At 67.8% G+C, this 19,764-nt stretch carries 13 protein-coding genes; 5 read left to right on the top strand and 8 right to left on the bottom strand.

Features of this window, described 5'->3' with window-relative positions; translation table 11 throughout:
• Positions 1 to 125: 125 nt before the first annotated feature.
• Positions 126 to 1,565, bottom strand: a complete 1,440-nt coding sequence (gene ngcE, locus OOK40_RS17285) for an N-acetylglucosamine/diacetylchitobiose ABC transporter substrate-binding protein (RefSeq protein WP_266482159.1) — start codon at positions 1,563 to 1,565, stop codon at positions 126 to 128.
• 505 nt (positions 1,566 to 2,070) lie between these two features.
• Between ngcE and OOK40_RS17280 the strand changes: the two genes are divergently transcribed.
• Together OOK40_RS17280 and OOK40_RS17275 are read left to right on the top strand one after the other, a co-directional pair.
• Positions 2,071 to 5,904 carry a GH92 family glycosyl hydrolase gene (locus tag OOK40_RS17280; RefSeq protein WP_266482156.1) on the top strand — a complete coding sequence of 1,278 codons (3,834 nt, stop codon included), beginning with the start codon at positions 2,071 to 2,073 and terminating at the stop codon, positions 5,902 to 5,904.
• A gap of 204 nt (positions 5,905 to 6,108) precedes the next feature.
• Positions 6,109 to 7,032, top strand: a complete 924-nt coding sequence (locus OOK40_RS17275) for a VCBS repeat-containing protein (RefSeq protein ID WP_266482154.1) — start codon at positions 6,109 to 6,111, stop codon at positions 7,030 to 7,032.
• Positions 7,033 to 7,126: 94 nt separating this feature from the next.
• Here OOK40_RS17275 and acnA read toward each other — a convergent pair whose 3' ends face one another.
• On the bottom strand, positions 7,127 to 9,856 hold the full coding sequence (gene acnA / locus OOK40_RS17270; RefSeq protein WP_323136072.1) for an aconitate hydratase AcnA: 2,730 nt from the start codon (positions 9,854 to 9,856) through the stop codon (positions 7,127 to 7,129).
• A 264-nt stretch (positions 9,857 to 10,120) separates the two neighbouring features.
• Between acnA and OOK40_RS17265 the strand changes: the two genes are divergently transcribed.
• Together OOK40_RS17265 and OOK40_RS17260 are read left to right on the top strand one after the other, a co-directional pair.
• A complete protein-coding gene (locus OOK40_RS17265; RefSeq protein ID WP_266482150.1) occupies positions 10,121 to 10,477 on the top strand; it encodes a VOC family protein in 357 nt (118 codons plus the stop codon).
• Positions 10,478 to 10,525: 48 nt separating this feature from the next.
• Positions 10,526 to 12,055, top strand: coding sequence for a UDP-N-acetylglucosamine 1-carboxyvinyltransferase (locus tag OOK40_RS17260; protein ID WP_266482148.1), 1,530 nt, complete (start codon positions 10,526 to 10,528; stop codon positions 12,053 to 12,055).
• Between the two features lie 458 nt (positions 12,056 to 12,513).
• Here OOK40_RS17260 and OOK40_RS17255 read toward each other — a convergent pair whose 3' ends face one another.
• Both OOK40_RS17255 and OOK40_RS17250 read right to left on the bottom strand, forming a co-directional pair.
• A complete protein-coding gene (locus tag OOK40_RS17255) occupies positions 12,514 to 13,794 on the bottom strand; it encodes an MFS transporter (RefSeq protein WP_266482146.1) in 1,281 nt (426 codons plus the stop codon).
• Positions 13,795 to 13,947: 153 nt separating this feature from the next.
• On the bottom strand, positions 13,948 to 14,784 hold the full coding sequence (locus OOK40_RS17250) for a hypothetical protein (RefSeq protein ID WP_266482144.1): 837 nt from the start codon (positions 14,782 to 14,784) through the stop codon (positions 13,948 to 13,950).
• 108 nt (positions 14,785 to 14,892) lie between these two features.
• On the opposite strand from OOK40_RS17250, the gene OOK40_RS17245 reads away from it, so the two are divergent.
• Positions 14,893 to 15,660: a thioesterase domain-containing protein gene (locus tag OOK40_RS17245; RefSeq protein ID WP_323136071.1), complete on the top strand. Its 768-nt coding sequence runs from the start codon at positions 14,893 to 14,895 to the stop codon at positions 15,658 to 15,660.
• 22 nt (positions 15,661 to 15,682) lie between these two features.
• Here the strand turns inward: OOK40_RS17245 and OOK40_RS17240 are convergent, their stop codons facing one another.
• The 4 genes from OOK40_RS17240 to OOK40_RS17225 are packed head-to-tail and all read right to left on the bottom strand — an operon-like array spanning position 15,683 to position 19,617.
• Positions 15,683 to 15,943, bottom strand: coding sequence for a phosphopantetheine-binding protein (locus OOK40_RS17240; protein ID WP_266482139.1), 261 nt, complete (start codon positions 15,941 to 15,943; stop codon positions 15,683 to 15,685).
• Positions 15,936 to 16,910: a TIGR03560 family F420-dependent LLM class oxidoreductase gene (locus tag OOK40_RS17235; protein WP_266482136.1), complete on the bottom strand. Its 975-nt coding sequence runs from the start codon at positions 16,908 to 16,910 to the stop codon at positions 15,936 to 15,938. Before OOK40_RS17235 ends, OOK40_RS17240 begins: the two co-directional genes overlap by 8 nt.
• Complete coding sequence (locus OOK40_RS17230) at positions 16,907 to 17,257, bottom strand: PqqD family protein (protein WP_266482134.1); 351 nt, start codon at positions 17,255 to 17,257, stop codon at positions 16,907 to 16,909. The genes OOK40_RS17235 and OOK40_RS17230 overlap by 4 nt, the downstream gene beginning before the upstream one ends.
• The gene (locus OOK40_RS17225; protein ID WP_266482132.1) at positions 17,254 to 19,617 is read right to left on the bottom strand and encodes a beta-ketoacyl synthase N-terminal-like domain-containing protein; all 2,364 of its coding nucleotides are present in this window, start codon (positions 19,615 to 19,617) and stop codon (positions 17,254 to 17,256) included. Before OOK40_RS17225 ends, OOK40_RS17230 begins: the two co-directional genes overlap by 4 nt.
• Positions 19,618 to 19,764 lie beyond the last annotated feature (147 nt).

The following is a 19,764-nucleotide window of genomic DNA, read 5'->3' as shown; positions in this document are numbered from 1 at the left end:
CCCTGGCACGCACGCCCGCCGCGTTGTCGTCAGTCGCCGACGCTCCGCGTCGGCTCCTTCCTCCGCCTTGCGATCGCACGCACCAGACCCCGCTCACTGATCCGGCCTGATCGACCGGACAGAACCTAGTCGCGGCGGTTGTTCTTGCTGTTCGGGTCCTTCGCTGCCTTGTCGACCGCCGCCTGAGCCCGCTTCAGCCATTCCGCCGGCTGGATTCGCTTGGCCATGAGCTCGTTGGACGCGTTCTGGATGTCGGTGTCCATCTGGCTGTACCAGTTGGGGTACAGGTAGTTGAAGGTGTTGTCGCCCGCCGCCTTCACCGCGTCCACCGCGGACTTGGTGCCGGGGCGAAGCTGGACGTTCGCGTCCACGCCGTCCTTGACGATGGTCAGCGAGTTCGCCTTCTGGGCGAAGATCGTCGACCATTCCTTCGAGAGCATCGAGCGCAGGAACTCCTGACCCGCGGCCTTGTTCTTCGCCTTTTCCGGGACGATGAAGGGCTCGCCGGCTCCGGCCCGGATCGCCTCGAACGGCAGCTTGCTGCCGGTCAGAATCGGCATCGGCAGGAACTTCATGTCGAAGTCGTCCGGAGTCTGCTTGAGTTGCTCGTTCTCCAGCCAGGAACCCGAGGTGATGAACGCGGCCTTGTACTGGTTCCAGCGGGTCTGCGACTCGGTGTGCGTCAGGCCGTTGGTACCGGGCATGAGATAGCCCTTCTCGACCACTTCGTAAACCGCTTCCACGGCCTGCTTGGCGACATTGCTGCCGACGAACGCCTTGGGGTCGAGATTGTCGATCGCCTTCATGGCGTCCAGACCGCCGAGCTTGGCGATCAGGTCCATGATGGCGACGTTGATGTAGTAAGGGAATTTGCCCTGGTGGGCGAGACCGCCGATGCCCGCGTCCTTGGCCGACTTGCAGACGGCGAGGAATTCGTCCCAGGTCTTGGGAGCCGTCCAGCCCTTCTCCTTGAAGAGCTTGCCCGAGTACCACAGCCCCCAGACGGTGTAGACGTAGTTGAGCGAGACGATCTTGCCGCCCTGGAGTCCCTGTTCCACGGTGCCAGCGATCAGGGTGTCCCGGACCTTCTTGCTCGGGTCGTCGATGGAGGGCGAGTCCAGGATCGGCCCCAGATCGGCGAGCTGGCCGCTCTTGAAGAGCACGTCCAGCTTGATCTGCTGGGCGCCGGAGTCGTCGATGACGTCCGGCGGGTTGCCTCCGTTGAAGCGCGGCTGCAGCTTCCCGGTGATCTCCTGGGTACCCAGGTGGGAGGACTTGGTCCCCCACTTCTTGTCGAAGGCGGCTTCCCATGCCTTGGCGTAGTCGTCGCCGTAGCCGCCCTTGAAGACGACGACGTCGACCTTGCTGCCCTTGGCCACACCGAACGGGTTGTCCTTGCTGACCTTCCCCTTGGTGTTGCCGTTGTCGTCGCCGCCACCGCCACCGGAGGCACACGCGGACAGGAAGCTCATCGTCGGAACGGTGATCAAACCGAGTGCGGCAGACCGCTTGATCAGATCACGACGGCCGAGGCCGTCATTCTTGTGGGCGGAGGTGGATCCCATGCTCAAGTCCTCGCCTTCTCCAGGACTCAGGCGGTGTACCGGTCGCCCGTCCGTCTCGCCTCAGGCGAAGGGCCCCGCCACCGCGGTCAGTTGCTGAGTCTTCCCGGGGGGAAACTCAGTGAAGCTTGGGTCGTGCACGGTCGGCAGCGGGAACGGGCCATGCGGCGGCAGCCGATGCGCACGCCTGTCACCGGCCCCCGACCCCCCTGGCCCGCTGCCATGTGGAACAGCTATGCGGACGCCGACAGGTATAGTCCACTTCAGGCCGGGGGAGCAAGATCGAAAGCAAGTTTGGACGGCAGTCTTTCCCGAGTTGAGACCTCGCGGACATCTGAGTCCCGTGCGCGCCCATCCGACCACAGCGTTCTGCGCGGAACGGCGGAATCCAGCCGCCGCGCACCGCCAACACCCTTGACACCGTATGGCACTTGCCTCCCTACTGGAGCCTGCGCATCGCGCCTGACAACGTTGTCCAACGCGGTTTCCAGTGCAGGAAGGCCCCGGGATGCAGCCCAGAACCCGACCTCGGCAGAGACAATTCCGTGCGGCAGCCCTCGTGGCTGCCGCTTCACTGCTCGTGATGACGGCCCAGTCGGCGGCCGTCGCCCTGCCCGCACAGTGGGCTCAATCCCCCTCGGCGGAACGGGAATTCACCTCGTCCTTCGAAGCGGACGAGCCCCAGCCGGACTGGCGCAATACGGTTGAAGTAGATGCCGGTGGGACGAAGCGGTCATCCGGCGTCGACGGCGGATTCTCCACCGGAATCCCGGGCAATGTCACCGATAAGGTGACAGAGCTGCGCGCCAGCGCCGAGAACACCGGCGCGGGAGAGACCAAAGAGAACCTGGTCGATCTGCAACCGGGCACCAAATGGCTGGCCTTCGAGCCCACCGCCTGGATCGAGTTCGACACCGACGCCCCGGTCAAGGTCGTCACGTATGCGATGACCTCGGCCAATGACGCCGCGGAGCGCGACCCCACGGACTGGACCCTCAAGGGCTCGGCCGACGGCAAGGAGTGGAAGGTCCTGGACTCGCGTGAGGGCCAGACCTTCGAGAAGCGCTTCGAGACCAAGACCTACGACATCGCCGAGGGCGCGAACGCCACCGCCTATGCGCACTATCGGCTGGAGATCACCAAGAACAGCGGCGCGGGACTCACCCAGCTCGCCGATGTGCAGTTCTCCAACGGCGACACCAGCACGCCCACGCCCGACGACATGCGCAGCCAGGTCGACCGCGGGCCCAGCGGCTCCCCCACCGCCAAGTCCAATGTCGGGTTCACCGGCAAGCGGGCGCTAAAGTACGCTGGCACCCACAAGGCGGACGGCCGGGCCTACTCGTACAACAAGGTCTTCGACGTCAACACGGCCGTGGGCCGCGACACCGAGCTCTCGTACCGGATCTTCCCCTCCCTGCCGGAGACGGATCTCAGCTACCCGGCCACGAACGTGTCGGTGGACCTCGCGTTCACGGACGGCACCTATCTGAGTGATCTTCGGGCCACCGACTCGCACGGCGGTCTGCTGACTCCGCAGGGTCAGGGCGCGGCCAAGCGGCTCTACGTCAACCAGTGGAACCAGGTCTCGTCCAGGATCGGCGCGGTCGCCTCCGGCCGGACGGTCGACCGGATCCTGGTGGCGTACGACTCCGCCAAGGGCCCGGCGAAGTTCCAGGGCTGGATCGACGACATCACGCTGAAGCCGAAGGCTCCCGAGAAGCGGCTCGCCCATCTTTCGGACTACGCCTCGACCGTCCGCGGCACCAACTCCAGCGGGTCCTTCTCCCGCGGCAACACCTTCCCCGCGACCGCCGTCCCGCACGGCTTCAACTTCTGGACGCCGACGACCAACTCCGAGTCCAGGAGCTGGCTGTACGAGTACGCGCGCGGCAACAACGCGGACAATCTGCCCACCGTGCAGGCCTTCAGTGCCAGCCATGAACCGAGCCCCTGGATGGGCGACCGGCAGACCTTCCAGCTGATGCCCTCGGCGGCGAGCGCCCCGGACACCGACCGTGCCAAGCGGGCCCTGCCCTTCCGGCACGAGAAGGAGACCGCTGGTCCGCACTACTACGGGGTCACCTTCGAGAACGGCCTCAAGGCCGAGATCACCCCGTCCGACCACGCGGCGATGATGCGCTTCACCTATCCCGGTGACGACGCGAGCGTCATCTTCGACAACGTCACCAAGGAAGGCGGCTTGACCCTCGATCCGGCCACCAGCTCCTTCACCGGCTTCTCGGACGTCAAGAGCGGACTGTCCACCGGTGCGACGCGGCTCTTCGTGTACGGCGTCTTCGACGCGCCGGTCACCGCCTCGGGCTCCGAGGGCGTCAGCGGCCACCTCCGCTTCAGCGCGGGCGAGGACCGCACCGTCCAGCTCCGTATCGCCACGTCGCTCATCAGCGTCGACCAGGCGAAGAAGAACCTCGCCGACGAGATCCCGCAGGGCACCGGCTTCGAGCGGGTCAAGGACCGCGCGCAGGATGCCTGGGACGAGCTGCTGGGCACGGTGGAGGTCGAGGGCGCGAACCACGACCAGCTGACCACCCTCTACTCCAGCCTGTACCGGCTGTACCTCTATCCGAACTCCGGCTTCGAGAACACCGGCACCAAGACCCAGCCCAAGCACCAGTACGCGAGCCCGTTCTCGCCGATGACCGGACCCGACACCCCGACCCGTACCGGCGCGAAGATCGTCGACGGGAAGGTGTACGTCAACAACGGCTTCTGGGACACCTACCGCACGACCTGGCCCGCGTACTCCTTCCTCACCCCGACGAAGGCGGGCGAGCTGGTGGACGGCTTCGTCCAGCAGTACAAGGACGGCGGCTGGATCTCGCGCTGGTCCTCACCCGGATATGCGGACCTGATGACCGGCACCAGCTCGGACGTGGCCTTCGCCGACGCGTACGTCAAGGGCGTGGACTTCGACGCCGAGGCGGCGTACGAGGCGGCACTGAAGAACGCGACCGTGGTGCCGCCCGCGCCGGGTGTGGGCCGCAAGGGCATGGAGACCTCGCCGTTCCTCGGCTACGCCTCCACACAGACCCATGAGGGCCTGTCCTGGTCGCTGGAGGGCTATCTCAACGACTACGGCCTGGCGAAGATGGGCCAGGCGCTCTACAAGAAGACCAAGAAGGCCCGCTACCAGGAGGAGTCCCAGTACTTCCTCAACCGGGCCCGGAACTACGTCACCCTCTTCGACTCCAAGGCCGGCTTCTTCCAGGGCCGCGACCTCAAGGGCGACTGGCGGGTTCCCTCCGGGCAGTTCGACCCGCGGGTGTGGGGCTACGACTACACCGAGACCAACGGCTGGGGCTATGCCTTCACCGCGCCCCAGGACAGCCGGGGCCTCGCCAATCTCTACGGCGGCCGCCCGGCCCTCGGCGAGAAGCTCGACGCGTACTTCACCACCCCCGAGACGGCCTCGCCGGAATTCGTCGGCTCCTACGGCAGCGTCATCCATGAGATGACGGAGGCCCGTGACGTCCGGATGGGCATGTACGGCCACTCCAACCAGGTCGCCCACCACGTCACGTACATGTACAACGCCGCCTCCCAGCCCTGGAAGACGCAGGAGAAGGTGCGCGAGGTGCTCTCCCGCCTCTACACCGGGAGCGAGATCGGGCAGGGCTACCACGGCGACGAGGACAACGGCGAGCAGTCGGCCTGGTATCTCTTCTCCGCGCTCGGCTTCTACCCGCTGGTGATGGGCAGTGGCGAGTACGCGATCGGGTCGCCGTTGTTCACCAAGGCGACGGTCCACCTGGAGAACGGCCACGATCTGGTGGTCAAGGCCCCGAAGAACAGCGCGCGGAACATCTACGTGCAGGGCCTGCGGGTGAACGGCAAGGCGTGGAACTCGACCGCGCTTCCGCACGAACTGATCGCGCGGGGCGGCACGCTGGAGTTCTCCATGGGCGCGAAGCCGTCCTCGTGGGGCACGGGCAAGAACGCCGCCCCGGTCTCCATCACCCAGGACGACAAGGCGCCCTCCCCCCGCCGCGATGCGATCACCGGGGGCGGTCCGCTCTTCGACAACGCCTCGGCGACGGAGGCAGCGTTCGAGACGACTGAGCTGCCGGTGACGCCGGGGACCCGGGCGGTGCAGTACACGCTCACCTCGTCGGCACGGGCGAAGGCCCCGGCCGGGTGGGTGCTGCAGGGCTCGCAGGACGGGGCGACGTGGAAGGACCTGGACAAACGGTCCGCCCAGAGCTTCGCCTGGGACAGGCAGACCCGCGTCTTCACGGTCGGCGCCCCGGGCAGCTATGCGAAGTACCGGCTCGTGGCGACGGGCCCGGCGACGCTCGCGGAGGTCGAACTGCTCTCCTGACATATCGAGTTCGTCACACATCACCACAGGCCCGCACCCGGTCCCACCGGGTGCGGGCCCTTTTGTCCCCTACCGAGCCCGCTGCGGACCCACCCATTCCCCTTCAAATCGATTGACTCGTAAGGATGTTGTGCAACGATCATGAAGATCCTGCGATGACCACCTGAGGTAAATCGCGCCTCATCACACACACGGAGTACATACGTGGCCAATCTTCCCGGCCGTAAGCGCGGACGCGTGCTGTCGCGTCTCGCCGTCGCGGCAATAGCCGCTGCCCTGGTCGGCACCTCCGCCGGAGCGGCCGTGGCCGACACTCCGGCTCCTCAGCCGCTGAAGGACGTCGACGTCAGCCGCCTGCTTGCGGCTCCGTCGAACGCGCCCGCAGCGGCACAGGCCGCCGCCGCCCCGGTCTATCTGCTCTGGGCGGTGGACAAGAAGTCCAACGCCTACCTCTACGGCCCCAACGGGAAGGGCAGCTTCGCCGCCCGCAGCTACGTCTCGAGCGGCTGGGGGCCGGTCAAGAACGTGGCCTCGATGGACCTCAATGCGGACGGCAAGTACGACGGCGCCTGGAGCTGGGACACCGCCGGCAACGTCTTCTTTGCCAACGACACAAGCAGCCGCCAGGTGGGCAAGGGCTGGAGCTACAACCTGGTCCTGTCGCCGGGCAACCTCGGCGGTACCGTGCAGGACGACATCCTCGCCCGGGACAACGCCGGTGTGCTCTGGCTCTACAAGGGCAACAGCAACGGCACGGTCACCGCGCGGGTGAAGGTCGGTCCCGGCTGGAACGCCTACTCGCACATCACCGGCAAGGCCGACCTGTCCGGCGACGGCCGGACGGACATCCTCGCCAAGGACAAGACCGGCGCGCTGTGGCTCTACAAGGGCACAGGCAACGCCGCCGCGCCCTTCTCGGCCCGCACCAAGGTCGGCGCCGGCTGGAACATCTACAACAAGGTCATCGCCAACGGTGACCTGAACCTGGATGGCCTGGCGGACGTCGTCGTCCGCGACGCCGCGGGCGCGCTGTGGATGTACAAGGGCAGCGGCAAGGCCACCGCCCCGTTCAACACCCCTCGCGTCAAGGTCGGCTCGGGCTTCAACATCTACCCCAAGCTGTTCTGATCCGGCAGCTGTCGGCACCGTAGCCCACAGGGAAGGGCCGCACCCCCGTCGCCGGGGATGCGGCCCTTTTGCTGCCTGCGCCGTACTGCCGTACTTAGTTGCGGATCAGGTTCCGCAGCACGTACTGCATGATGCCGCCGTTGCGGTAGTAGTCCGCCTCACCGGGGGTGTCGATACGGACGACCGCGTCGAACTCCACACCCGTGTCGGTGGTGACCTTGACCGTGCGCGGCGTGGTGCCGTTGTTCAGTTCGCTCACGCCGGTGAAGGAGAAGGTCTCCTCGCCGCTCAGGCCGAAGGACGCGGCGGAAGCGCCCTCCGGGAACTGCAGCGGCAGGACGCCCATGCCGATGAGGTTCGAGCGGTGGATGCGCTCGTACGACTCGGCGATGACGGCCTTGACGCCGAGCAGCGCGGTGCCCTTGGCGGCCCAGTCGCGGGACGAGCCGGAGCCGTACTCCTTGCCCGCCAGGATCACCAGCGGGGTGCCGGCGGCCTGGTAGTTCTGCGAGGCGTCGTAGATGAAGGAGACCGGCGCCCCTCCCTCACCTTCGGCGGACTGCGTGAAGTCGCGGGTGTAGCCGCCCTCGGTGCCCGGCGCGATCTGGTTGCGCAGGCGGATGTTGGCGAAGGTGCCGCGGATCATGACCTCGTGGTTGCCTCGGCGCGAGCCGTAGGAGTTGAAGTCGCGGCGCTCGACGCCGTGCTCCGTGAGGTACGTGCCGGCCGGGGTGTCGGCCTTGATGGCACCGGCCGGGGAGATGTGGTCGGTGGTGACCGAGTCGCCCAGCTTGGCCAGCACGCGGGCGCCGGAGATGTCCGAGACCGGGGTGGTCTCCATCGTCATGCCCTCGAAGTACGGGGGCTTGCGGACGTAGGTGGACTGCGGGTCCCACTCGAAGGTGTTGCCGGTCGGGATCGGCAGCGCCTGCCACTGCGCGTCGCCCGCGAAGACGTCCTGGTAGGACTTGTTGAACATGTCCTCACCGATGGCGTTGGCCACCACGTCGTTGACCTCGGCCTCGGTCGGCCAGATGTCCTGAAGGTAGACCGGCTTGCCGTCCTGGTCGATGCCCAGCGCGTCCTTGGTGATGTCCACCTTCATGGAACCCGCGATGGCGTACGCGACGACCAGCGGCGGGGATGCCAGGTAGTTCATCTTGACGTCGGGGTTGATGCGCCCCTCGAAGTTACGGTTGCCCGAGAGGACGGACGTAACAGCCAGGTCGTGGTCGTTGACGGCCTTGGAGACCTCCTCCGGCAGCGGGCCGGAGTTGCCGATGCAGGTGGTGCAGCCGTAGCCGACGAGGTTGAAGCCGACCTTGTCGAGGTAGGGGGTGAGCCCCGCCTTGTCGAAGTAGTCGGTGACGACCTTGGAGCCCGGGGCGAGCGTCGTCTTGACCCACGGCTTGCGGGTCAGGCCCTTCTCGACCGCCTTCTTGGCCACCAGCGCGGCGGCGACCATGACGTACGGGTTCGAGGTGTTGGTGCAGGAGGTGATCGCGGCGACGGTGACGGCGCCGTGGTCGATCTCGTACGTCGAGCCGTCGGGGGCGGTGACCAGCGTCGGGCGGGTCGGTACGCCGTTGTGCTCGGCGGGGGCGTCGGAGGCCGGGAAGGACTCCTTGCCCGCCTCGTCGTCGTTGTCGACGTAGTTGCGGACGTCCTGCGCGAACTGCTCCTTGGCGTTGGCCAGGATGATGCGGTCCTGCGGGCGCTTCGGGCCGGCGATCGAGGGGACGACCGTGGAGAGGTCGAGCTCCAGCTTCTCGGAGAAGTCGGGCTCGGCGGCCGGGTCGAGCCAGAGGCCCTGCTCCTTGGCGTACGCCTCGACCAGCGCGAGCTGCTGCTCGCTGCGGCCGGTCAGCTTCAGGTACTTGATGGTCTCGTCGTCGATCGGGAAGATCGCGGCGGTGGAACCGAACTCCGGCGACATGTTGCCGATGGTGGCGCGGTTGGCGAGGCTCGTCGCGGACACACCCTCGCCGTAGAACTCGACGAACTTGCCGACGACGCCGTGCTTGCGCAGCATCTCGGTGATGGTGAGCACCAGGTCGGTGGCGGTGGTGCCGGGCGTGAGCTCACCGGTCAGCTTGAAGCCGACGACGCGCGGGATGAGCATCGAGACCGGCTGGCCGAGCATCGCGGCCTCGGCCTCGATGCCGCCGACGCCCCAGCCCAGCACGCCGAGGCCGTTGACCATGGTGGTGTGCGAGTCGGTGCCGACGAGGGTGTCGGGGTAGGCCTGGCCGCCGCGGACCATGACCGTACGAGCGAGGTGCTCGATGTTGACCTGGTGGACGATGCCGGTGCCCGGGGGGACGACCTTGAACTCGTCGAAGGCGGTCTGGCCCCAGCGCAGGAACTGGTAGCGCTCCTTGTTGCGGCCGTACTCCAGCTCGACGTTCTGCGCGAAGGCCTCGTTGGTGCCGAACTTGTCGGCGATGACGGAGTGGTCGATGACCAGCTCGGCCGGGGCCAGCGGGTTGATCTTCGCCGGGTCGCCGCCGAGCTCCTTCACGGCCTCACGCATGGTGGCGAGGTCGACGACACAGGGAACGCCGGTGAAGTCCTGCATGATCACGCGGGCCGGCGTGAACTGGATCTCCTGGCTCGGCTGAGCCTGCGAGTCCCAGCCGCCGATGGCGCGGATGTGGTCGGCGGTGATGTTCGCGCCGTCCTCCGTGCGGAGCAGATTCTCCAGCAGCACCTTCAGGCTGTAAGGGAGGCGGGCGGAGCCCTCGACCTTGTCCAGCTTGAAGATCTCGTACGACTCGTCGCCCACGCGCAGCGTGCTGCGGGCGTCGAAGCTGTTCGCCGACACGACAGTCTCCTTCATCAATGTGCGCGTACCTACCGCAATGCTGCCGCCATGGCTCCTCGCCGATCCGCTAAGGTAAGACTTAGTTAGGTAGCCCTTACCAGGTGGCGGCTGCGGTACGCCTTCGATAGATATCTCGATGTCGAGATAACTCTAGTACATGACCGCTGCCGGGTCATGCCCGGACCTCCCCCGAGGGCGGGGCCCGGGCGCTCGTACGGCGGCACCGGGATTGCCGTGCGCGTGCGCCCGGCTCAGTATCGGAGCATGTTCAGCGGTGCGCACGTGATCCTCTACAGCCGGGACTCGGATGCCGACCGAGCATTCGTCAAGGACGTGCTCGGCTTCGCGCACGTCGACGCGGGACGCGGCTGGCTCATCTTCAAGCTGCCGCCGGCGGAGATCGCCGTGCATCCGACAGGGGATCAGCCGAAGGCGGAGTTCTATCTGATGTGCGACGACCTTCAGCGGACCTTGGCCAGGCTCACGGAGCGCGGGGTCGAGGTCTCGCAGCCACCGAGCGACCAGGGGTGGGGAGTACTGGCCGCGGTGCGGATGCCGAGCGGGGCCGAACTGCCCCTGTATGAACCGAAACACCCTGTTGCTCATAGTCTGTCACCCTGATGGCCCACCCCACGCGATCACATCTCATATCTGAGATAGCCTGCCGCCATGGCAGACGACTACCTCGTACGCATCGGCAAGCTCATCCGTGACGCCCGTCAGCATCGGGGCTGGACACAAACGCAGTTGGCCGACGCACTCGGCACCAGCCAGAGCGCCGTGAACCGCATCGAGCGGGGCAATCAGAACATCAGCCTTGAGATGATCGCGCGCATCGGCGAGGCACTCGACAGTGAGATCGTTTCGCTCGGCTACGCCGGGCCCATGCATCTTCGGGTGGTCGGCGGGCGCCGGCTGTCCGGGGCCATCGACGTGAAGACGAGCAAGAACGCGTGTGTCGCGCTGCTCTGCGGCTCGCTGCTCAACAAGGGCCGTACAGTGCTGCGGCGGGTGGCCCGTATCGAGGAGGTCTTCCGGCTGCTGGAAGTGCTGAACTCCATCGGGGTGCGCACCCGTTGGATCAACGAGGGCGTGGACCTGGAGATCGTGCCGCCCGCGCAGTTCGACATGGACGCCATCGACGCGGAGGCAGCACGCCGGACCCGGTCGATCATCATGTTCCTCGGCCCGCTGCTGCACCGGATGGAGAGCTTCAAGCTGCCGTACGCCGGCGGCTGCGACCTCGGCACGCGGACCATCGAGCCGCACATGATCGCGCTGCGCCGCTTCGGCCTGGACATCACCGCGACGGAGGGCCTCTACCACGCGAAGGTGGAGCAGGCGATCGCACCGGACCGCCCGATCGTCCTCACCGAGCGCGGCGACACGGTGACCGAGAACGCGCTGCTGGCCGCGGCCCGGCACGACGGCATGACCGTCATCCGCAATGCCTCCTCCAACTACATGGTCCAGGACCTGTGCTTCTTCCTGGAGGCGCTGGGCGTCAAGGTCGAGGGCGTCGGCACGACCACGCTGACCGTGCACGGCATCCCGAACATCGACGTGGACGTCGACTACTCCCCCTCCGAGGACCCGGTCGAGGCAATGAGCCTGCTGGCGGCCGCGGTTGTCACCGAGTCGGAGCTAACAATCCGCCGGGTCCCGATCGAGTTCATGGAGATCGAGCTCGCGGTGCTGGAGGAGATGGGGCTGGACCACGACCGCTCGCCCGAGTACGCGGCGGACAACGGCCGTACGCGGCTGGTGGACCTGACGGTGCGCCCCTCCAAACTGGAGGCGCCGATCGACAAGATCCACCCGATGCCGTTCCCGGGCCTGAACATCGACAACGTCCCGTTCTTCGCGGCGATCGCGGCGGTGGCGCTGGGCAAGACCCTGATCCACGACTGGGTCTACGACAACCGCGCGATCTACCTCACCGACCTCAACCGCCTGGGCGGCCGCCTGCAGTTGCTCGACCCCCACCGCGTCCTGGTGGAGGGCCCGACCCGCTGGCGCGCGGCGGAGATGATGTGCCCGCCGGCACTACGGCCCGCGGTGGTGGTGCTGCTGGCGATGATGGCGGCGGAGGGCACGTCGGTGCTGCGCAATGTGTATGTGATCAACCGGGGGTACGAGGAGCTTGCGGAGCGGCTGAACTCGGTGGGGGCGCAGATCGAGATCTTCCGCGACATCTGACCGGGGAATGCCGCCGCACCCTCTCTGACCTGCAAGGCAGCGGGTCAGAGAGGGGTGCGGCGGCATCCGTGGGACTTCTCTGGGACTTTGCGCCTGAGCCGGACTGTGGGCCGCTGTCGGGGCCCGACGCCGTCCGGGCGAGGCCACGCGAAGATCGCGTCGATGGCGCCGGCTGCCTCGGGCGCCCGCACGGGGCAGGAAGTGGGAGTACTTCCGCAGCGTGAACCCCGGGTCCGAGTGGCCCATCGCGCGCAGGACCCAGGTCCCGGAAGGCGCCCGCGTCGAAGGCACTGTCCGACGGCCCCGGGCCGAAGCCGGGGCCCGGCGTCGCGGGTCCTCCTGACCGTGGCGCCGGGCCTTCCCGGACATCGAGGTGAACCGCCAGCGGTCTCGGGCACCAGGCGTTCGATCGTGCGGACGGCCACCTCATGGCCCCGGCGGTTCACCGCGCGGCCGGCTCACTCACTGGCAAGGGCCTCGGCCTTGGCCGGCGGGTTCGAGCGGGACCAGCTGCGCTCGATGAGTGCGCATATGAGGCCCGCCACGGTGACGATCACGGCGAGCACGATCCAGCCGGGCTTGCCCCAGTTGACGCACATCGCGATGACGACGATCGGCGCCACGGCCTCGGAGAGGCCGTGACCGAGTCCCATCACTCCCTGGTACTGCCCCTGGGCCTCGGGCTTGGCCAGCGCGAACGACAGCTCGAACGTACCGGCGGCCTGCCACACCTCGGCCAGCGAGTGCACGACGATGCCGACGAGGAGCAGGGCGACCGCGATCCACGCGGAGGGTCCCGCCGATACCGCCATCAGGATCCACGCCACCAGGAACATCGGGCCGGACAGCGCGAGCAGCCGGGCCGCCGAACGCGGGTCGGTGATGGACCGCGTAGCGGGAACCTGAGTGGCGGCGACGATGACCGCTCCGAGGAACAGGACCATCGCGGCCATCCACCGCGGCGCGTTCGTGCGCAGGACGATCCACACCGGCAGGGCCTGGACAAGCACGAAGTACTGCAGGCTCGCGACCGACGAGGCGGCGGTCAGACTCAGATAGGTCCGGTCGCGGAGAGCCAGCCACCGGGGCGTCTTCTCCGCGGCGGGGTCCTCGTCATCGGCGGCCCGGGTCGGGGCGAAGTTCGGCAGCCGCGTCAGGATCGCGGCGGCGATCAGGAAGGTGAACGTGTCGATGAGGACCATCGTCACGTACGCCGCGCGCGTGTCGATGGCCAGGACGACCGCGGCCCCGATCGTGCCCACCGCGATCCCGACGTTGGTCACGGCACGCAGATAGGTGCGCAACCGCGCGCCCTTGCCCTCCTCCGCGAGCACACCGATCATCGCACCGCGCGCACTGACCGTTCCCGCACGGCCGACGGCAGCGGCGGCGGCCACCACGAAGAGCGGCCACAGGCTGTGCACCAGCAGCAGGCTGACGCTCGCCATCGCCTCGAGCAGCATGGAGCCGATCAGGACCTTCTTCGAGCCGCGGCGGTCGGCCAGGTCGCCTATCAGCACTCCGGCGCCGAAGCCGGCCAGCGACCCGACGGTGAGGCCGATGCCCGCAGCGGTCGGGCTCAGCCCCGCGGATCTGATGAGGAAGATCGTGCCCGCGGACAGGAACATCCCCATGCCGATGGTGTTCACGATCGTCGACATCACCAACAACTGCTGGTGGGGATCCTCCGGACCGCTCACCGCGGCACGGAGCTTTGCGAACGAGGTCGTCGAGCTCACGGGGTCACCCCAGCCAGGCTCACGCCGGTCTCGGCAGCGAACGGGCTACCCGCGGCGGCTGCCCGTGTGGCGATGATCACTCTGTCTCCTTCTCAACTGCGGCGTACGCAGGGGTCATGTGCTGGCGTCGCTGTGCCGGTTCGGCGACGGTGATCAGGGGGCGGACAGGAAGGCGTCCTCGAGCCGGACGATGTGCGACTGGGTCCAGCGGGCGACGCGCAGGGCACAGTCGGCGTCGGACTCCCCGGGGCGCAGGCCGTCGAGGACCGTCGTGCGGTATTCGTCCACACCAATTCCGCACTGCGGAGTGCTTTCCAGGCGACGGAGCAGCCACTTCTTGCGTCGGCAGAGCTCTCCGGAAAGCGCGAGGGCGGCGTCCGTCATGAATCCCGCGGCAAGCCCGGCGGACACGCGGGCCGACTTGTAGTCACCGGAGTCGAGCTGCCCCATGACATCGGTGAGGCAGTTCTCCGCATCGGCCTTCAGGAATCGGGCGAGCGACCGACTGTACGACGAGCCGTGGAGCAGCTCGCGCATTTCCTTGAAGAAGGCTTCGTTCTTCAGCGGAACTCCGATGGAAAGCCGGTAGATGAAGTCCTGGAGGAAGTCGCCGGTGTTGCAGAATTCGACCTCCTTTTCGAGATAGGACGCCAGCACCGTGGCGAGCGTATCGGTCGGCCACACCCTCAGGTCGACGCGCTGGTCGCCGTAGGCGCCCATCCAGATGGTCCAGCGCACACCACTCGGGTCGGAGCTCTGCCAGGTCTCCATCGTCTCGTCGACGGGAAGGTCGAGACCCCCGTCGGCGAACGCGTACATGTCGATGTCGCTGAACGTGTTGCCCCACCCGGCGGCGGTCGACCCCGTCATACAGACGGCTTTGGCCTCGGCCAGTCCGGGAAAGCGCTTGAGTATGGCATCGAACGAAAGGTCGGGCTGGGCGAGAACCGACGGCTGCTCGACAATGACCTCGACACTTGGATTAAACATCAGAATCCTCTCGAATGGTGGGGATCGGAATGCTGGACGTGACTTCCCAGGGCAGCAGCCGAGATTAATCTACGTCGCCTTAATCACGCTGCGGATCACCTGCACAACATGCTAGGATCCGCGCCCATGGACATATCGAATTATGCGGCTATATCTAAGCAATCATCGAAGCTCGTTCCGTGGAGCACGGGAACAACAACGGGGAATAGCACCGCACTCGCGTGCATTCCGTGGGCCGGCGCCGGAGCGACTCCGTTCCGTCCCTGGGGTCCGGTGATAGACGACGCGGCCGACGTGTACGGCGTACGGCTGGCCGGCCGCGAGAGCCGGCAGACGGAGCCGCTGCCGACGTCCCTCGACGAGGTCGTCGACGAACTGGTGGCGGAGCTGGTCGCACTGGACGTCCCGCGCGTCGCGCTGTTCGGCCAGTGCTCCGGAGCCCTCCTGGCCTACAAGACGGCGCAGCGGCTGCACCGGTCCGGCGACGGACCCGAGGTCGCCCACCTGCTCGTCGCGTCGCAGCTTCCGCCGCGCGTCCTGGCGGACGGCGACGACGAGTCGGGTGAGGACCTCACGCGTTACGTGCCCGAGCACCTTCGTGAAGAGCCTGAACTCCTCGAGGTGCTGCTGCCGATCCTCGCCGCGGACATGCGGCTGGTCTCCGACTACGTCTACACGCCGGACGCGCCCCTCGACGTGCCCCTCACCGTGCTCTACGGCGCGCGCGACGACCTGCTCAGCCGGTCCGAGGTCGACGGCTGGCGCCATGAGACCACCGGTCAGAGCACCTTCCGCGAGGTCGCCGGTGCCGATCATCTCTTCGGCGGCGCCGCGTGGTTGGAGCTCGCAGAGGCGATCAGTACCGCGCTGAAGTAAGCGTCCGGAGCTCGCGGTCGGCCTACCCATCGCCGAGGAAGGCCGCGAGCTGTCCGACGGTCGGGTGGGCGAAGACATCGACGATCTTGATGCCCGGCCAGCGCCGACGCAGGACACGGACCACACCGACGACCGTTGCCGACGTCGCGCCCATATCGAAGAAGCCGGCGTCCGGGTCGACGGTGTCCAGGCCGAGTGCCTCGGCCCAGACCGCCGCGACGACTTCGGTGGGGTCGCCGTCCAGGTCGACATCGGTCGCGGAGGTGCTTGGCAGATCAGTCATCCATGGCCTCCCGCAGCGTTGTGCCGACCAGGCTCAGATGCTCCAGATCGCCCGGGTCGAGCACGGTGACGATCAGGCCCTCGGCTCCGGCGTCGCGGTACTCCGCGATCTGGCGCCGCACTTCCTCGCGGGTGCCGCAGAGGGCGAACCCCCGGACGGCGCTCGGCGCCCGGCCCAACAGCGTCCCGAGCCGTTCCAGCCCTTCCTGGAGCTCCGCTTCGGACTCGGTGACGATCGCATGCCCCAGCCATGTCTTGGTGATCTCTCCGGAGTCGCGGCCCACGGCGGCGCACGCCTTCTCCAGCACGTCGATCTTGTGACGCACGGTGGCCGGCGCACCGAAGAAGTTGCAGGCGTCCCCGTACCGGGCCACCATCGGGATCAGTACCCGCTCGCCGCCGCCGCCGATGAGGATTGGCGGACCGTCAGGGTTGATCGGTCCCGGCACGTTGATCGGCTCGGCGATCCGGTGGTACGTGCCGGAGAACCGCGGCGCATGCTCGGTGAACATCGCCCGGCAGATCTGCACCGCCTCGGCCAGTCCCTTGAGGCGCTCTCCGGTGGTCTGGAAGTCCATGCCGTAGGCGCGGCACTCCTCCTCGTGCCAGCCGGCGCCGATGCCGAGCATCGCGCGCCCCTTGCTGATGACGTCGATGGTCGTGACCATCTTCGCCAGCAGCGCGGGGTTACGGAATCCGTTGCACGAAACGAGCACTCCGAGGCGTGCGGTCGACGTGACGGCGGCCAGCGCCGCGATCGTCGTGTACGCCTCCAGGATCGGCTCGTCCGGCTCGCCGACCGAGGCGATCTGGTGCACGTGGTCCATGGTCCACAGGCTGTCGAAGCCGTTGGCCTCGGCGGTCTGCGCCATCTCGACGACACGGTCGAAGAGCTGGATGTCCATGGTCCCGGGGAAGGAGTAACCGGGGATCTGCAGGCCGACCTGGGTGATTGCTGGGCGACTCATCCGGCGACTGCCACCAGCTCGAGCACTGCGGCGTCGGCGGGCGTGGCGACCTGGAGGATGTCGAGTTCGACGAGGCGGCCGCAGAGGGTGAGCACGGGCTGCTCGATCTCGGCGACCGGGAGGCCGGACTCCGCGGCGAGGTCCTCGACGATCCGGGCGATGCTGCGGCGCCCGTCGATGAGCCGCCAGACCTTGCGCGCGTCGGCGTCGATCACGTAGCGGCCTATCAGCCTTTCGATCAGGAGGCCGCCCTGGTGGCGCTCGCTGAGTTCCACCACCTGATCGGTCACGCGGGCGGTCACGTCCAGTCGGCGGATCAGGACGTCGTTGGTGTTGATGGTGCTCATGAGGTTTTCTCCATAGCCAGGGCCTGTTCGATGTAGGTCGAAGTGGCCTCGATTGTGGGCGCGATGAAAGGCAGGTCGATCGGCAGCTCGAGCCCGAGCTCCTCGTTCAGGCGGGCACCGATCTCCACCGCGTGCAGCGAGTCGCCGCCGAGACCGTCCAGGAAGTGCGCGTCGTGCTCGATGCGCTCGACGCCGAGGACGCCGCACCAGACCTTCTCGACGAATTCGGTGATGTTCGCAGTATCGGCGCGGGTCGGCGCGGCCTGCGGGGAGCTGCTGGCCAAGTCCGCTTCCGGGCGATCGAGCCAGAACCGGCGGCGCGTGAACGGGTGGGTCGGCAAGGGGACGCGGCCGCGCGGCTCGTCGCCATAGTAGGCAGCCCAGTCGACCGCGACGCCCGCTCGCCATGCCGCTGCCGCCACGTCGGCCAGGTCGAAGGACGGGCCGACGATTATCCGGCCGGCGCCCTCGCGGACGGACCCGGCGTCGGCGTCGGCCGTACAGGCGGCGAGGGCCGCCACCAGCGACGCGGGGTCGGCACCGCCGGCCAGCCACTGCGCGGCCGGACGCGCCCACTTCGGCGCGTCCACCCTGGCGAAGGTCAGGCCGAGGCGGAGCAGGACCCGGGCGACGCCGAGCGCGGCGAGCGCACCGGCTCGTTCCGGGGCGAGGCCTCGGAGGTCGGCGTGTCCGGTGAGTTCGGTGAGCGCGGAGCGCAGCAACGGCTCCGTGGAGACGAGCCGTTCACCCATCGCGGACAGCTCGCCAGGGGTCCCGTGCATCGCCAGCGACCACCGTGAGGTGGGCCGGTCCGCCTCGCCGGCCGCGCGCAACTGTGCGACGGCATCGGCAGGTCCGGTGACCACGGCCGCCCAGCGGCGGGCGAATCTGGCGCGCCCCACTCCGAGCGTGTACGCGATGTCGGCCAGTTCGGCGTCATCGATTGAGGCCGCCGCAGCGAGCCGGTCGGCGAGCCGCTCCCGCATCCGGTTCAACTCATCGTCGCTGCGCGCGGAGAGCGCGAGGATCTGACGCGAGCGCGGCGAGGACGCGGCCGGCGCGGCAGGCGCGGACTCCAGCACGACATGCGCGTTGGACCCGCCGAGGCCGAACGAGCTGACACCGGCGATGCGTGGTCCCTCGGTTTCCCAGGGCCGGGTCTCGGAGGTGAGGGTGAAGGGAGTGGAGGCGAGGTCGATCTCGGGGTTGGGCGAGCGGAAGTGCAGTGTTCCCGGCACGATGGCCCGCTCGACCGTCAGCGCCGCCTTGATCAGCCCGGCGGCACCCGCCGCCGCGTCGGTGTGTCCGATGTTGGGCTTGACCGCGCCGAGCACGAGGGGCGTTCCGGCCGGCCGGCCGGGGGTCGCGAAGACGCGCCGCAGTGCCTCGAACTCGACGGGGTCGCCGATCGCGGTGCCCGTGCCGTGGGTCTCTACGTAGCCCACCTGGTCGGGCTTGACGTCCGCGCGCACGAGAGCGGCACGGATGACCGCTTCCTGACCGTTGATGTTCGGGACGGTGAATCCCCCGCGTGACCCACCGTCGTTGTTGACCGCCCAGCCGCGGATGACCGCCCTGCGGTGGTCACGGGCGGCCTGTGCGTCGGATTCGCGCCTCAGCACGACAACACCGGCTCCCGATCCGGGTATCGTGCCGGAGGCCTCGGCGTCGAAGGCCCGGCATCGCCCGTCGGCCGACAGGATGCCGCCCTCGGTGTACGTGTAGCCGTCGACGTCCGGCATCAGCAGGCTCACGCCGCCCGCCAGGGCAATGTCGCAGTCGCCCGCGGCCAGGGCCGAGCAGGCGAGCGCCACCGCGCTGAGCGCCGTGGCACAGCCGGTCTGCACCGTGATGGCAGGACCGTTGAGGCCGAGCTTGAAAGCGAGCCGCGGTGCGAGGAAGTCCTTTTCGTTCGCAAGTGTGATGCGTACGTCGCCGGTCCGTCCCGCGCGGGCCTCGGTCGGGGCCACGTACTCACGGAAGTAGTGGTTCTCGCCGGAACCGACGAACACGCCGACGACCGCGTCGTGTTCTCCGGCGTAGCCGGCGTCCTCCAGCGCCTCGGCCGCCACCTCCAGCAGCACCCGCTGCTGCGGATCCATGATGATGGCTTCGGTCGGCTGTATGCGGAAGTAGTCGGCATCGAACGACTCGATGTCGCCGACCCGCGCGACCGCTCGCACGAACTTGCCGTTACGGCTGCCGTCGTCCGGACCGGTTGCGTCGCCGGCCGACCGGTTCGAGGACTCGACGCCTTCGATGAGGTTCGACCAGTACTGCTCGACATTCTCCGCGCCCGCGAAACGGGCCGCCATCCCGATCACCGCAATAGGGGGTGCATAAGGTGGCTTCTGCTGCATCTGTAGGGCTCCTGGGATCAGCGTGGCCTCGCGGCGACTCATTCGGCTGTGGCGTGCAGTGCGGCACGCGAGAAGACATCGGCGCGTGAAACTATCAGAGAGTTGACGCCGGCATCAATCGTTTTAATCACTTAACACTCCGTCAAG

The organism is Streptomyces sp. NBC_01481, assembly GCF_026339995.1.
Lineage (GTDB): Bacteria > Actinomycetota > Actinomycetes > Streptomycetales > Streptomycetaceae > Streptomyces.
Note: the sequence above shows the minus strand (reverse complement) of the source record. Positions and strands in the feature narration are given on the sequence as shown.